Source organism: Microbacterium sp. NFH-22A-Y (assembly GCF_021401375.1).
Taxonomy (GTDB): Bacteria; Actinomycetota; Actinomycetes; order Actinomycetales; family Microbacteriaceae; genus Microbacterium; species Microbacterium hominis.
In genome coordinates this window covers 835,744-849,811 of the sequence record NZ_JACBGF010000001.1, presented here as the reverse complement: position 1 = coordinate 849,811, position 14,068 = coordinate 835,744, and the positions used below count along the sequence as shown (strand labels likewise).

10 protein-coding genes and 1 tRNA gene are annotated in these 14,068 nt (G+C 71.8%); 2 read left to right on the top strand and 9 right to left on the bottom strand.

Annotated elements, in window-relative coordinates; genetic code table 11:
* Positions 1-20: 20 nt before the first annotated feature.
* The 3 genes from secE to L0965_RS04040 form a co-directional block, all read right to left on the bottom strand.
* A complete protein-coding gene (gene secE / locus L0965_RS04050) occupies positions 21-284 on the bottom strand; it encodes a preprotein translocase subunit SecE (RefSeq protein WP_167626531.1) in 264 nt (87 codons plus the stop codon).
* Positions 285-378: 94 nt separating this feature from the next.
* A tRNA-Trp gene (locus L0965_RS04045) sits at positions 379-451 on the bottom strand.
* Positions 452-587: 136 nt separating this feature from the next.
* Positions 588-1,022, bottom strand: coding sequence for a pyridoxamine 5'-phosphate oxidase family protein (locus L0965_RS04040; RefSeq protein ID WP_060959214.1), 435 nt, complete (start codon positions 1,020-1,022; stop codon positions 588-590).
* 98 nt (positions 1,023-1,120) lie between these two features.
* Between L0965_RS04040 and L0965_RS04035 the strand changes: the two genes are divergently transcribed.
* Both L0965_RS04035 and L0965_RS04030 read left to right on the top strand, forming a co-directional pair.
* Positions 1,121-2,953: an HSP90 family protein gene (locus tag L0965_RS04035; RefSeq protein WP_101305750.1), complete on the top strand. Its 1,833-nt coding sequence runs from the start codon at positions 1,121-1,123 to the stop codon at positions 2,951-2,953.
* Positions 2,950-5,745, top strand: a complete 2,796-nt coding sequence (locus L0965_RS04030; RefSeq protein WP_101305749.1) for a hypothetical protein — start codon at positions 2,950-2,952, stop codon at positions 5,743-5,745. The genes L0965_RS04035 and L0965_RS04030 overlap by 4 nt, the downstream gene beginning before the upstream one ends.
* Before the next feature lie 6 nt (positions 5,746-5,751).
* Here L0965_RS04030 and L0965_RS04025 read toward each other — a convergent pair whose 3' ends face one another.
* The 6 genes from L0965_RS04025 to gabT form a co-directional block, all read right to left on the bottom strand.
* Positions 5,752-7,116 carry an NAD-dependent succinate-semialdehyde dehydrogenase gene (locus tag L0965_RS04025; protein ID WP_101305748.1) on the bottom strand — a complete coding sequence of 455 codons (1,365 nt, stop codon included), beginning with the start codon at positions 7,114-7,116 and terminating at the stop codon, positions 5,752-5,754.
* 45 nt (positions 7,117-7,161) lie between these two features.
* Entirely contained in the window at positions 7,162-8,619 is a 1,458-nt protein-coding gene (locus tag L0965_RS04020; protein ID WP_101305747.1) for an NAD-dependent succinate-semialdehyde dehydrogenase, read from the bottom strand.
* Positions 8,616-10,178, bottom strand: a complete 1,563-nt coding sequence (locus L0965_RS04015; protein ID WP_060959220.1) for an APC family permease — start codon at positions 10,176-10,178, stop codon at positions 8,616-8,618. The genes L0965_RS04020 and L0965_RS04015 overlap by 4 nt, the downstream gene beginning before the upstream one ends.
* Positions 10,175-11,065: a universal stress protein gene (locus tag L0965_RS04010; RefSeq protein ID WP_060959221.1), complete on the bottom strand. Its 891-nt coding sequence runs from the start codon at positions 11,063-11,065 to the stop codon at positions 10,175-10,177. The genes L0965_RS04015 and L0965_RS04010 overlap by 4 nt, the downstream gene beginning before the upstream one ends.
* Positions 11,062-12,423 carry an NAD(P)/FAD-dependent oxidoreductase gene (locus L0965_RS04005; protein WP_060959222.1) on the bottom strand — a complete coding sequence of 454 codons (1,362 nt, stop codon included), beginning with the start codon at positions 12,421-12,423 and terminating at the stop codon, positions 11,062-11,064. Before L0965_RS04005 ends, L0965_RS04010 begins: the two co-directional genes overlap by 4 nt.
* A gap of 152 nt (positions 12,424-12,575) precedes the next feature.
* Positions 12,576-13,943, bottom strand: a complete 1,368-nt coding sequence (gene gabT / locus L0965_RS04000; RefSeq protein ID WP_061782322.1) for a 4-aminobutyrate--2-oxoglutarate transaminase — start codon at positions 13,941-13,943, stop codon at positions 12,576-12,578.
* Positions 13,944-14,068 lie beyond the last annotated feature (125 nt).

The window sequence follows — 14,068 nt, the reverse complement described above, 5'->3', positions numbered from 1 at the left end:
CAGCTCGGGCGTCGGCTGGATCAGCTCGGCACGCCGAAGACGACCTGCACCACCCAGGTGAAGAGCAAGTCGAGGCTGTACACGACGGCCATCATCACGACGACGAAGCCGAGGACGACACCGGTGAACTTCAGGAGCTCCTGGCGGGTCGGCGTGACCACCTTGCGGAGTTCGCCGAAGACCTGGCGGATGAAGAGCGCGATCCGCTGGAAGAAGTTCAGCTTCTTCTCGCGGGGCGTGCCGCCTGCTGCGACGACCTCGCCGTGCGCCTCTTCCTGGACCATGTACCCACCCATGTGACGTGCTCGGACGTTCTCGGACTTGCTTCCGCGCCGGCGTGGACCGGCGCGCCTGCTGTGTCAACTGATCGCTGACGCGCAGGGCGGACAGGAATCGAACCTGCAACCTGCGGTTTTGGAGACCGCTGCTCTGCCAATTGAGCTACCGCCCTAGAGATCCGGGGATCCCAGGGTGAAATCCGCCTCCCGTGCTCGAGGACCACGCGGGAACCACGCGGGCACGGCAAAAGAATGCAGACTTCAAGTGCACTGTCCAGTGTACGTCATGCCATCTGGACGCGCGAACCGTCAGTACTCCTGCACACCGTACCGATCGGGTTCCGGCCCCCGGCGGAAGTCGCGTCCGGACAGGGATGCCGGCACGACGCGGACGTAGTTGTACTTCACCGTCGGGATCCACGGGCGCAGCCCGAGCTCGTCCGCGGCGCGCACGTCGTCGGCCGTCGTCAGGCGGTGGGCGTGACCGCGCACCACCACGCTCCAGGCGTCGGTGTCGCTGTACTCGTCGACCTCGAAGAGCACGCCGTCGTTGATCGTGAGCTCGGTCAGCTTGCTGCCCTCGGCGGTGCGGAAGACGATGCTCTCCCCGTCGAGGATGTAGTTCACCGGGAAGATGTCCAGGACGTCGCCGACGTGGGTGACCAGGCGGCCGAGCTCCTGCTCGGCGAGCCGCTGCCAGCACTGCCGGTCATCGAGGAAGCTGACCGCATCCGAGGTGTCCATGGCCTCATCCTGCTCCGCCGGCGCGCGCGGCGCCACCCCCGCGCGCCGGGCAAATTCTCGAATAGCCTGGAGGTATCCCCGACGCTCCACCCCGAGGTATGACGCTGAACGAGAACGCCGCCCATCAGTTCCAGGTCGACCTGCGCGGAGTCATCGATCTGCTCAGCCGGCACATCTACTCCGGCCCCCGCGTGTATCTGCGCGAGCTCCTGCAGAACGCGGTCGACGCGATCGCCGCGCGCCGCGGCGTCGACGGCGGGGGCGGGCGCGTGCGGATCACGCCGGTGAGTGCGGCATCCGACGAGTTCGTCCTCCGCGACGACGGCGTCGGCCTCACCGCCGCCGAGGTCGCCGATCTGCTGGCGACCGTCGGGCGCAGCTCCAAGCGCGACATCTTCGACCTGCCGCGCGGCGACTACCTGGGCCAGTTCGGCATCGGGATGCTGTCGTGCTTCATGGTCTGCGACACCATCGTCATCCGCTCGCGCAGCGCCGCCGCCGGCGAGGCCGTCGAGTGGGTGGGCCGCTCCGACGGCACCTTCACCGTCGGCCCCGGCGCGCCGGAGACCCCCGTCGGCACCAGCGTGCACCTCTCCCCCCGCGCCGAGACGCGCGCCCTCGTGGAGACCGCGACGGTGCTCGAGCTCGCCGAGACCTTCGCCGCCTACCTGCCCGTGACGATCGCGGTCGACCTGCCCGCCGGCGGCGAGACGACGATCACCACCGCGCCGCCGTTCCTGTCCGCCGACCGCGAGACGCGGCTGGCCTACGGCCGCGACCTCCTCGGTGCGGAACCGCTGGACGTCATCGCGCTGACGGTGCCGGCGACGCAGACCCGCGGTGTCGCCTACGTGCTGCCGTTCGCGCCGCCGCCGTCGGCGCGGCAGAGCACCCGCGTGTACCTGCGCCGGATGCTGCTGACCGAGCGCGCCGACGACATCCTCCCCGACTGGGCGTTCTTCGCGCGCGCCGTCATCGACTCGGAGGGACTGCACCCGACCGCGAGCCGGGAGGCGCTGGTCGACGACGACGCGCTGGAGCAGACCCGTCGGGAGCTGGGCGACGGCATCCGTCGGTGGATCCTCGACCTCGCACTGAGCGATCCCGCCCGTCTCGCGCAGTTCGTCGCGATCCACGAGGTCGCCCTCAAGGCGCTCGTGCGCCACGACGACGAGCTCGCCCGCTTCATCGTCCGCTGGCTGTCGGTGGAGACCACGCAGGGCCGGCTGCGGATCGAGGAGCTCGTGCGCCGCTTCCCGCACGTGCGCTACGCCGAGACCGTCGACGAGTTCCGCCAGGTGGCGAGCGTCATCGACGACGGCGGGGTGCTGGTCGACGGCGGCTACGTCTACGACGCCGATCTGATCCGACGCCTCCCCGACGTCTTCCCCCACGTCACCGTCGAGCGCATCGAGGTGCTGGACGAGATCGACCGGCTCGATCTGCCGCCTCTGGACGACCGCGCCGCCGCGTTGGAGCTGGAACGCCGCGCGGCGGCGGCGCTGCCCGACGTCGACGTGATGGTCCGCTCCTTCGCGCGCGGCGAGCTGCCCGGCCTGTTCGTCTCCGACCCCGCCGTGCTGCGCGCGCTCGATCGCGGCCGTGCCCGCAGCGCCGGCGGTGCGCTGTGGGGCGGCGTGCTCGATCGCGCCGCCGCGGTCGTCGGCGGCGCGCCCGCCGACGGCGCCCCCGCCGCGCGGCTGTGTCTGAACTGGACCAACGCGCTCGTGCGCCGACTCGGATCGGCCCCGGACGGCCGGGTGTTCGACCTCGGCATCCACCTGCTGTACGTCCAGTCGCTGCTGGCCGGCCACCACCCGCTCGGCGCGGCCGACCGCGCACTGATGACGACCTCGCTCTCGGAGCTGCTCGGCCGTGCGTTGCACGCCGACGACCCGGCGGCATCCGCATCCCCCGAAGGAGAATCATGACCAGCTTCGCCTCCCGCGTCCGCACGCTCTTCGACGAGATCGACCGCACGCCGTGGGGTCCCGCCGAACGCGCGCTCGTCGCGGACGCCGTGTCGCTGGCGCGCGAGAGCGGTGACGAGCGGCTCGAGTACGAGGCCCGGCTGCGGCAGACATCGAGCGCCAACATGGCCGGCGACACCGACCTGATGCTCACCTCGTTCGCGTGGTGCCTGGCCCATCACGACGCCGACCCGGAGCTCTTCCCGGCCGTGCTCGAACCCGCCGGCGACCTTCTCTGGCACTACAAGTGGATGGCCGGCGCGCTCTCCAACTCGCCCGAGTTCGCCCCCGCGCAGATCGCGGCGGTGCTCGACGACATGGCGGAGCACTACCGCCGCGCCGGCGTCGGCGAGTCGGGCGTGCTCATGGCGCGCTTCGAGGACGCCTGGTCGGCGGGCCGCGTCGAGGAGGCGGCTGCCCTGCAGCAGCGACTGGAGGCGACCCCGCGAGACGACTACAGCCACTGCGACGCGTGCGTGCGCAGTCAGTTCGCCGGATTCTTCGCCGAGACGGGACGAGAGGACGACGCGATCCGCCTCGTGCAGGAGATGATCGAGGGCGGCTTCTCGTGCGGCGAGGAGCCGGAGCACGCGCTCGCCCGCATCCTGCTGCCGTACCTGCGCGCCGGGATGCTGGACGAGGCGCGCGCCGCGCACCTGCGCAGCTATCGGCTGGCCAAGGACAACCCCGCGAACCTCGCGATCATCGCGGACAACGTGGTCTTCTGCGCCGTCACCGGCAACGACGCCCGCACCCTGGCCCTCGTCGAGAAGCACCTCCCCTGGCTGGTGCACGACGGGCTGGATGCCGCGGCGCACGAGACCGCCCTGGCCGCGTTCGCCGTCGGCCTCGACGCGGTCGCCGCGGGCGGGCACCCCGACACGCCCGTGCGCGGCTCGGAGGCGGCCGAGCTGGTGGCCGTGCTCGGCCCGCACGACGGCCCGTGGTCGGCCGCCGAGCTGGCGGCGCGGGCGTGGGCCGAAGCCGACCGCATCGCCGCCGCGTTCGACGCGCGCAACGGCACCGACGCGCATGCCCGTGCTCTCGCGCGACTGCGCGAGAGCGGGGCCGAGCGCTACGACGTGTCGATCCGCTCCCACGAGTTCTCGACCCTGGTCGCGGCCGAGGAGCCGCAGACCCCGCAGCAGCGGGTGGAGCGCGCGCTCGTGCTCGCCAGCGCGGGATCGAGCACCGCGATCGACGCCATCCGTGCCGCCCTCCCGGACGCCGTCGGGGAGGAACGGGTCGCTCTGAGCTCGCACCTCGTCTCCGCCCTCACCTCGTACGGCCGCACCGACGAGGCGTCCGCCGCGCTCGCGGACCGGCGCGCCATCCTGCGGGAGGCGGGCCTGGACGTGCAGGAGGCACTGGAGGAGCGGCTCGGACTCGTGCTGTTCGGCGTCGACCTGGTCGAGTCGCTCCCGCGCGTGCAGGACGAGCTCGACGCCCTGGCGGCGGATCGGATCGCCGAGCGGGCGGATCTGCTGTCGACGGTCGCGATCGGCCGACTCTGGACGGGCGATCACGACGCCGCGCTGGCGCCGGCCCGCGATGCCGCGGCCCTGTTCGCCGAGGCCGGCGACGTGCGCCGCGCCCACGGCATGCGGCTGCTCGAGGCGGACGCGCTCTCGGCCGCCGACGACGCGGCCGGCGCCATCCGGGTCATCGACGCGCTGCTGGCCGATCCCGCGGTCGACGACGGCCGACGCGTGCGCGCCCTGGTGACCCGTGCCCGGCTGCACGGTGTCGTCGAGGAGTTCGCCGCGGGCGCCGCGGCCGCCGACGAGGCGGCGCGGATCGCGGTCTCGATCGGCGTGGACGACGTGATCGTCTCGGAGTCCTTCCTGCTCGCGGCGATGCTGCACGAGGATGCCGGTGCGCCCGCGGCGGCGGTCAGCCGCTACCGGGTCGCCGCGGAGCGCCGCGACGGCGCCGACCTGTCGAGCGTGGACGTCCGTTTCCGCCAGGGCCGCGCGATGCTCGCCGCCGGGTTCGCCGCGGAGGCGGTGGACACGCTGAACGAGGTGCTCCGCGAGGAGAGCGAGAGCGGCGTCGAGCCGGCCTCGCGCGCCCTCACCGCCGCGCTGCTGGCGCAGGCGCTGCAGGCGGCCGAGGAGTACGGCAACGCCGTGGGAGCGTGGGCGTACACCGCCGATCTCCGCGAGGAGGCCGAGGATGCCGCGGGCCGGGCGTACGCGCTCGTGCAGCAGGGCCGCCTGCTCGGACGCTTCGGCGCCCTGGACGATGCGATCGAGGTGCTCGCCGAGGCCGTCGGCATCGTCCGCGGCGACGACGACGAGGTGGGCCTGCTGGCCGACGCCCTGCACACCCTCGCCCAGGCGCATCAGCAGCGCGGCGACGACGAGGCGTTCGCCCTGGTCGACGAGGCTCTGGAGCTCGGCCGACGCCACGAGGCGGCCTGGTTCGTCGCGGACGTGCTCGACACCCGCGCGCGGCTGCTGATCGGCCGCGGAGACGTCGACGACGCCGTCGCGACCGCCCTGCAGGCCGCGGACGCGTTCGCGGCGGCGGGCGACCCGGCCGGCGCGGGCGGGTCGGAGCTGCTGGCGGCGCGCGTGCTGCGCGAGGCCGGCCGGCCCGGCGACGCCGTGGCGGTCTACCGCGCCGCCTTCGACCACGCCGACGACGCCGAGGCCCTCCGACAGGCCGTCGCCCTCGAGCTGGGCGACGTCCTGGAGGGCCTCAGCCGTCACGCCGAGGCGGCCGAGGTCCGGGCGGTGCTGCCGGCCTGACCGGGCTCAGCCCGCGATGCGGATGAGCTTCTTGTTGACGAACTCCTCGGCGGCGAGCAGACCCATCTCGCGTCCCGTGCCGCTGCGCTTCACGCCGCCGAACGGCAGCTCGGGCGAGTCGGCGAGGACGATGTTGACGTAGACCATACCGGCGTCGATGCGGTCGGCGATGCGGGCGGCCTGCGCGGGGTCGGTCGTGAAGACGTACGAGCCGAGGCCGAACTCGGTGCCGTTCGCGATCTCGACGGCCTCGTCCTCGCCGCTGACGCGGTAGACGACGCCGACGGGACCGAAGAACTCCTCGCGGTAGGCGTCCATGTCGGCGGTGACACCGGTGAGGACGGTGCCGGGGAAGAAGGCGCCGTCGCGCGTGCCGCCGGTCACCACCGTCGCGCCCTGCGCGACGGCACGGTCGACCTGCTCCTGCAGCCGCTCCGCGGCCGCCAGGGACGACAGCGGTCCGAGCACGGTGTCCTCGGCGAACGGATCGCCGACCTTCGCCGCCTGCAGGGCCGCGGCGAAGCGCTCGACGAACCCGTCGTACAGCTCGTCGGCGACGAGGAAGCGCTTGGCGCCGTTGCAGGACTGACCGTTGTTGTCCAGGCGCGCATCGACGGCCGCCTGCACCGCGGCATCCAGGTCGTCGGTGGACAGCAGGATGAAGGGGTCCGAGCCGCCGAGCTCCAGCACGACCTTCTTGAGGTTGCGGCCGGCGATCTCGGCGACCGCCGCGCCGGCGCGCTCGCTGCCGGTGACGGAGACGCCGTGCACGCGACGGTCGGCGATCACGTCGGCGGCCTGCTCGTTCGTGAGGCGGACGTCGACGTAGGCGCCGACGGGGAATCCCGCCTCGGCGTACATGGCCGCGATGGCCGCCGCCGACTCGGGGCACTGCGGCGCATGCTTGAGCAGGATCGTGTTGCCGATCGCCAGGTTGGGCGCGGCGAAGCGGGCGACCTGGTAGTAGGGGAAGTTCCACGGCATGATGCCCAGCAGCACGCCCAGGGGCGAGCGGCGGATGACGGCGGTGCCCTCCCCCAGGATGTCGAGGGGCCGGTCGCCGGTGATCTCGTCGATGTGATCGGCGTAGAACTCGGTGATGTCGGCGGCGAAGTCGACCTCGCCCTCGGCCGCGGCGAGCGGCTTGCCCATCTCGCGCACGATGATCGCGGCGAGCTCGTCGCGGCGCTCGCGGTGCAGCTCGGCGACGCGGCGCAGCAGCGCCGCGCGTTCGGCGGGCGTCGAGGTGCGCCCCCACGTCTGGGCCGCCTCGTGGGCGGCCGCGACGGCGGCCTCGACCTCCGACGAGGTGGCGTCCGGGTAGGTGGCGAGGGTCTCGCCGGTGGCGGGGTTCACAACCGCATACGTCATCGTCGTTCTCCGTTCGTGTCGGATCGTGCTCGGTTCGCGTTCGGATCAGGTGGCGGGGATCAGCGTGTACTTCGTCGACAGGTACTCGTGGATGCCCTCCAGGCCGCCCTCGCGCCCCATGCCCGATTGCTTGACGCCGCCGAACGGTGCCGCCGCGTTGGACACGACGCCCGCGTTCAGCCCCATCATGCCGGTTTCGAGGCGGTCGATCATCCGCAGGCCCCGGGCAAGGTCCTCGGTGAAGACGTAGGAGACGAGGCCGTACTCCGTGTCGTTGGCCAGGCGCACCGCCTCGTCCTCGCTCCCGAACGTCGCGATCGCCAGCACCGGGCCGAAGATCTCCTCGCGCAGGATGTCGCTGCCGGCGGCGACGTCGGTGAGCACCGTGGGGGCGAAGAAGGTCCCGGGTCCGTCGATGGCCTCGCCACCGGTGAGCAGCCGGGCTCCGCGGGAGACGGCATCCGACACCAGCGCCTCGGTGCCCTCGACCGCCTTGCGGTCGATGAGCGGGCCGATCTGCACCCCGTCCTCCGTGCCGCGGCCCACGCGCATGGCGTCCACGCGCGCGGTGACGCGTCGGGCGAACTCCGCCGCGACGGACTCGTGCACGATGAAGCGGTTCGCGGCGGTGCAGGCCTGCCCGATGTTGCGGAACTTCGCGAGCATCGCCCCGTCGACCGCCTTGTCGAGGTCGGCGTCGTCGAAGACCACGAACGGCGCATTGCCGCCGAGCTCCATCGACACCCGGAGCACGCCCTCGGCCGCCTGCGCGATGAGCTTCTTGCCCACCGGCGTCGATCCCGTGAACGACAGCTTGCGCAGGCGGGGGTCGGCGATGATCGGTGCCGAGAGTGCACCCGAGCGCGTCGTGGTGACCACGTTGACGACACCCGCGGGCAGACCCGCCTCGACGAGCAGGTCGACGAAGGCGAGCGTCGTCAGCGGGGTGAGCTCGGCGGGCTTGACCACCAGGGTGCACCCCGCGGCGAGCGCGGGAGCGATCTTGCGGGTCGCCATCGCCAGCGGGAAGTTCCACGGCGTGATGAAGAAGCACGGTCCCACCGGGCGCTGGCTGACGATCATCCGCCCGGTGCCCTCCGGGTTGGAGCCGTAGCGGCCGGCGATGCGCACCGCCTCCTCGCTGAACCAGCGCAGGAACTCGCCGCCGTAGGTGACCTCCCCGCGCGCTTCGGCGAGGGGCTTTCCCATCTCCAGGGTCATCAGCAGGGCGAACTCGTCGGCGCGGGCGGTGAGCAGGTCGAACGCCCGGCGCAGGATGTCGCTGCGCACGCGCGGAGCGGTGGCCGCCCACTCCTCCTGCGCCGCGACCGCGGCGTCGAGGGCACGGATGCCGTCCTCGGGCGACGCGTCCGCGATCTCGACGAGGGTGTCGCCGGTCGCCGGATCGACCACCGGGAAGGTGCCGGCGGAGCCGTCCACCCACTCCCCGGCGATGAACAGTCCGCGGGGAACCTTCTCGAGCAGTGCGCTTTCGCTGATCAACGTGCGGCCTCCTTCAGGCGACGGGTGCTGGCGGGGGCGTCCGTGGACAGCGTCTCGCCCCGGAAGAAGGCGGGGCGCTTCACGAACTGCCAGATCATGAGGACGATGCCCACCACGATGATGAGCATGCCGAGGATGAAGACGATCCCGACGCCGCCGACGTTGGCCCCCGACCCGTAGGCCGGGTCCATCGAGTCGAACAGCGTCGTGAAGAACAGGACGGCGAGGATGGCCCCGCCGACGAGCGGGAACAGGAAGGTGAAGAAGACGTTGCGCACCGAGTCGAACCACTGCTTGCGGAAGTACCAGACGCAGGCGAACGCCGTGATGCCGTAGTAGAAGCAGATCATCATGCCGAGGGTCAGGATCGTGTCCCACAGCGTGTTCTCGCTCACGACGCGCATGACGGCGTAGAACGCCGAGGCGACGATCGCCGAGACGATCGTGGCGAAGCCCGGCGTGAAGAACCGCGGGCTCACCCGGGCGAACGCGGGCGGAAGCGCGCCGTAGTGCCCCATCGACAGGAGCGTGCGCGCGGGTCCCACGAACGTCGACTGCAACGACGACGCCGAGGAGGTGAGCACGGCCAGCGACACCAGGAACGCCAGGGGACCGAGGATCGGCCCGGACAGGTGGAAGAACACGTTCTCCTGGATGCCCTCGTTGCCGAGGCCGAGCTCTCCCGTGCCGACACCGGCGTACATGATCATGGCGACCGCGAGCAGCAGGTAGATCGAGACGATCGTGAGCACCGTGATCGTCGCGGCGCGGCCCGGGGTCTTCTCGGGATCCTTCGTCTCCTCGTTCATGGTGAGGGTGACGTCCCACCCCCAGAAGATGAAGATCGACAGCGACAGGCCCGCCGCGAACGCGCTGAACGAGCCGACGGCGAACGGGTTGAACCAGCCGATGTCGAACGGTTGGAAGTCGAAGCCCTTGCCGCCCACGGCCTCCACGATCGCCGCGATCGCGAAGAACAGCAGCACGGCCACCTGGAAGGTGACCAGCACGTACTGCAGCTTCTGGGTGGTCTGCATGTCGCGGTAGGAGATGAAGGTCGCCGCCAGCATGAACAGCAGGCACACGCCGACGTTGATCCAGGTGTTCGCGGCCAGGTCGGCGATCTCCGCGTTGCCCGTGACCTGCGACAGCAGCAGGAACAGGAAGTCGACCGCGACGCCGGCGAGGTTCGACAGCACGAGGATGGTCGCCACCACCAGGCCCCACCCGGCCATCCACCCGACCCACGGGCCGAACGCGCGCGCCGCCCAGGTGAAGCTGGTCCCGGCATCCGGCATGCGGTTGTTCAGCTCGCGGTAGCCGAAGGCCACCAGCAGCATGGGGATGAAGCCGACGAGGATGATCGCCGGGATCTGTGCGCCGACGGCGGATGCCGTGGGCCCCACGGCCGCCGTGAAGGTGTAGGCCGGGGCGATGCACGAGATGCCGATGACGACGGCGCCGATGAGACCGATCGTGCCGGCGCTCAGCCCTTTGCTGGACAGGCCGCCGGTCTCGGCGGGCACGGCCGGCGCGTCGGATGCGGAGGGTGCGCTCATCGTCGAGCCTCCTCGGAGTGGGAACGGGTGCGGGGGACGACGATCACCGGGACGGTGATCTCGTGGAGCATCTTGGCCGCGGTGGAGCCGAGGAACAGCCGTCGCGGCTGGGCGAGTCGGCTCGAGCCGACCAGCACGACCTCGCCGGGAAGCCAGTCGAGGTACGACACCGCCTCCTCGATGCTGTCGCCCGCGGCGACCGCCACGTCGGTGCGCAGGCCCGCGGGAAGCTCGGCGCGCGCCGCGGCGAGCACCTCGTCGGCTTCGGTCGTGCCGGCGATGCGGATCGCCGCGGTGTCGGCCGACGGCGGCAGGTCGACCGGCAGCAGCGAGAGCAGCCGGACCGGCGCGCCGATGGCGCCGGCGAGCTCGGCCGTCTCGGTGATCAGCGCGTCGGCGCCGGGTCGGGTGCCGATCGCCACCGTGAGACGTGCGATGCCGGTCTCCGGCGCGATCTTGCGCGCACCGCGCGGCACGAGCACGACCGGCACGTCGGAGGAGTGCAGCAGCTCGGTCGTCGTCGAGCCCAGACGGTGGCGGCCGCGCGAGCCGCCGTCGGCGGCGCCGACCACGATGTACGAGGCCCTCAGCTCGTCGGCGAGGGTCACCAGGCCCTCGGCGAACGACTCCGCCGGCCGGACGTGGGCGTGCGCCACGACGTTCGCGGGGATGCGGTCGATCGCCTGCGCGATCCACGTCTGGGCCTGCGCGTGCAGGTGACGGTCGTAGCCGGCATCCGGCGGGGTGATGACGCTGCGGTCCGCGCTGGGCAGGATGATCGCGACGTCGAGCACGGCGTCCAGGGCCGCCGCGAGCCGCGCGGCGAACGCGACGGCGTCGCGACCGGGCTTGGTCGCGGTGTAGCCGACGACGAGGTGACCGCTCATGCGCGGATCTCGTCGAGGATCTGTTGCGCCGCGACGCGTCCCATCCGGATGGCGCCGTCGACGTGCTGGTAGCCCGCGCCGGCCATGTCGCTGCAGGCGAAGTGGATCGGCCCGACGGGCGTGCGCAGGTCGGCGCCGTAGCGGTGGAGCCCGCCGAGGTCGAAGGATGCCGCGTACGCGCCGCGCGTCCACTCCTCGCTGCCCCAGTCGCTCTCGTAGTAGACGACGGGGTCCTTCGCCTCGGGGCCGTAGTAGTGGCTCAGCGACTCGAGGATGCGCTCCTTGCGCTCCGCGGCGCTGAGGCGGAACAGGTCGTCCGCGGTGCGGTCGGACACGAAGCCGACCAGGGTGCCGCGCTCGTCGCCGTGGTTCGTGTTGTCGTAGGCCTCGTGCGAGAGCTCGTAGGGGCTGAACGCGGTGCCGGACAGGCCCTTCTCGCGCCAGAAGGGCGTCTCGTACACGGCGTGCACCTTGATGACGAAGCCCATCGAGATGTGCTGGTGCATCTGGTGCTGCAGACGCGGCAGCGGCGGGACGAACGAGATGCGGTTGTAGAGCACGGGGGCCAGCGCGAGGATCGCGTGACGGGCCCGCACCGTCACCCCCTCGGCGACGGCGACGACGCCTTCGCCCTCGGTGTACTCGAGGGTGCGCACCGGCTGGCCCAGGAAGACGTCGTCGCCCAGGCGCTCGGCGAGCAGCAGCGGCACCTGCTGCAGACCGCCGACGACGCGCTTGTCGAGGATGAAGTCGGCGTCGACGAGGTGGGTGTAGCTGCCGGCGGATGCCGCCATCAGCAGCGACTGCAGCAGCGAGAACGAGTGCGTCGGCTTGGTGAGCATCGCCGAGCCCGTCGGGAAGGCGAGGTTGCGGATGGCCTCGTCGTCGTCGGTCTGCTCGCGCAGCCAGGCATCCCAGGAGACGGTGTCCCACTCGGCGGCCTTCGGGTGGGCCCACGGGCGGTCGGGGTCGATCTCGGCGACCATCGCGTCCAGGCGCGCGGTCACCTCGGCGATGATCCGCTCGGTCTCGGCGCTCACGGGGAACATGTCGCCGGTGTAGCGGTGGGCCACCCCGTCGGGTCCGATGTAGACGCTGTCGCCCTCGCGGTAGCGGTCGAAGGTCTCCAGGCCCAGCTCCGCGATGGTCTCCTTCAGCGCGTCCTGGTCGGGCGAGACCCACTGGCCGCCGATCTCGAGCATCGCGCCCTCGATCGTGTCGGTCCACAGCCGGCCGCCGACGCGATCGCGCGCCTCGAGCACGGCCACCGACAGACCGGCCTTCTTGAGCTGGTTCGCGGCCGTCAGGCCCGCCGCGCCCGCTCCGATGACGACGACGTCACGTGTGATCTCGGTCATGGTGTCTCCTCTGTCGTGGGTCCGGTTGCGTGGTGCTCCCGCACGATGTCCCAATAAGCGCTGTCACAGTGGCCTCTGGAAGACCGAAAGTGGGACATCGCCGGGCGCAAGTGGGACATGGGGTGGGGTGATGGCGTGGTGCCGGGGCGGGCTCAGTGGGCGGCGACGGCGGCGTGGGCGGCGACGGCGGCGGCGACCACGTCGACGCCCTCGGCGAGGAGGTCGTCCGAGATCGTCAGCGGCGGCAGGAAGCGGATGACGTTGCCGTAGGTGCCGCACGTGAGGACGATGACGCCCTGCGCGATCGCCGCTTTGGCGACCGCCGCGGTCAGCGCGGCATCCGGTGCCTTCGTGGCGGGGTCGACGAACTCGACGGCGATCATGGCGCCGGCGCCGCGGACGTCGCCGATGCGGGCGTCGGAGCCCTGCAGCGACTCGAAGCGGGCACGGAGGATCCCCCCGATCTCTCGTGCCCGCTCGAGCAGCCCGTCGTTCTCGAACGCGTCCATCGCGGCGAGCGCGGCGGCACAGGCCACGGGGTTGCCGCCGTACGTGCCGCCCAGACCGCCGCCGTGGGTCGCGTCCATGATCTCGGCGCGACCGGTGACCGCCGCCAGCGGCATGCCCCCGGCGATGCCCTTCGCGGTCGTGATGAGGTCGGGGACGATGCCGAACAGGTCGCTCGCGAACATCTCGCCGGTGCGGGCGAAGCCCGTCTGGACCTCGTCGGCGATGAAGACGACGCCGTTCGCGCGGCACCAGTCCACGACCGCCGGAAGGAACCCCTCGGCGGGGACGATGAAGCCGCCCTCGCCCTGGATGGGCTCGATGATGACGGCGGCGAGGTTGTCGGCGCCGATCTGCTTCTCGATCAGTGAGATGGCCCTGGCCGCGGCGTCCGCACCGCTCAGGCCGTCGCGGAACGGGTAGGACGCGGGCACCCGATAGACCTCGGAGGCGAACGGCCCGAAGCCGCTCTTGTACGGCATCGACTTGGCGGTGAGGGCCATCGTCAGGTTCGTGCGGCCGTGGTAGGCGTGGTCGAAGGCGACGACGGCCTGACGTCCGGTCGCCTTCCGGGCGATCTTGATCGCGTTCTCGACGGCCTCGGCGCCCGAGTTGAACAGCGCGGACTTCTTCTCGTGGTCGCCCGGGGTCAGCCGGTTCAGCCGCTCGGCGACGGCGACGTAGGACTCGTAGGGCGAGATCATGAAGCACGTGTGGGTCATCTGGGCGACCGCGGCCTGCACGGCCGCCACGACGCGCGGGTTCGCGTTTCCGACGCTGGTCACCGCGATGCCGCTGCCGAGATCGATGAGCGAGTTCCCGTCGGCATCCACGACGACCCCGCCGCCCGCGGCGACGGCCTCGATCGGCACCGTGTGCGCGACACCCGCGGCGACGGCGGCGCTCTTGCGGGCCAGCAGCTCCTGCGAGCGAGGGCCGGGGATGCTGGTGACGAGGCGGCGCTCCTGCGCCAGGGTCGGTCCGCCGACGACGGCGCTGTCGATGATGCTCATGCCGGGAGCGTATGAGCCGCGAGCCCCGCGTCACACCTTCCGCCGTGTACATTCTGAGTCGAAGGGCATACATCGCGTACAGCGAGGTGCGCCCGTCGACCCGCAGACCGCACCGCCGCGCGCGG

Bases quoted from the DNA above. Each gene is read 5' to 3' on its own strand.
- secE (WP_167626531.1), bottom strand. From the start codon at position 284: ATGGTCCAGGAAGAGGCGCACGGCGAGGTCGTCGCAGCAGGCGGCACG.
- L0965_RS04040 (WP_060959214.1), bottom strand. From the start codon at position 1,022: ATGGACACCTCGGATGCGGTCAGCTTCCTCGATGACCGGCAGTGCTGG.
- L0965_RS04035 (WP_101305750.1), top strand. From the start codon at position 1,121: ATGACGCTGAACGAGAACGCCGCCCATCAGTTCCAGGTCGACCTGCGC.
- L0965_RS04030 (WP_101305749.1), top strand. From the start codon at position 2,950: ATGACCAGCTTCGCCTCCCGCGTCCGCACGCTCTTCGACGAGATCGAC.
- L0965_RS04025 (WP_101305748.1), bottom strand. From the start codon at position 7,116: ATGACGTATGCGGTTGTGAACCCCGCCACCGGCGAGACCCTCGCCACC.
- L0965_RS04015 (WP_060959220.1), bottom strand. From the start codon at position 10,178: ATGAGCGCACCCTCCGCATCCGACGCGCCGGCCGTGCCCGCCGAGACC.
- L0965_RS04010 (WP_060959221.1), bottom strand. From the start codon at position 11,065: ATGAGCGGTCACCTCGTCGTCGGCTACACCGCGACCAAGCCCGGTCGC.
- L0965_RS04005 (WP_060959222.1), bottom strand. From the start codon at position 12,423: ATGACCGAGATCACACGTGACGTCGTCGTCATCGGAGCGGGCGCGGCG.
- gabT (WP_061782322.1), bottom strand. From the start codon at position 13,943: ATGAGCATCATCGACAGCGCCGTCGTCGGCGGACCGACCCTGGCGCAG.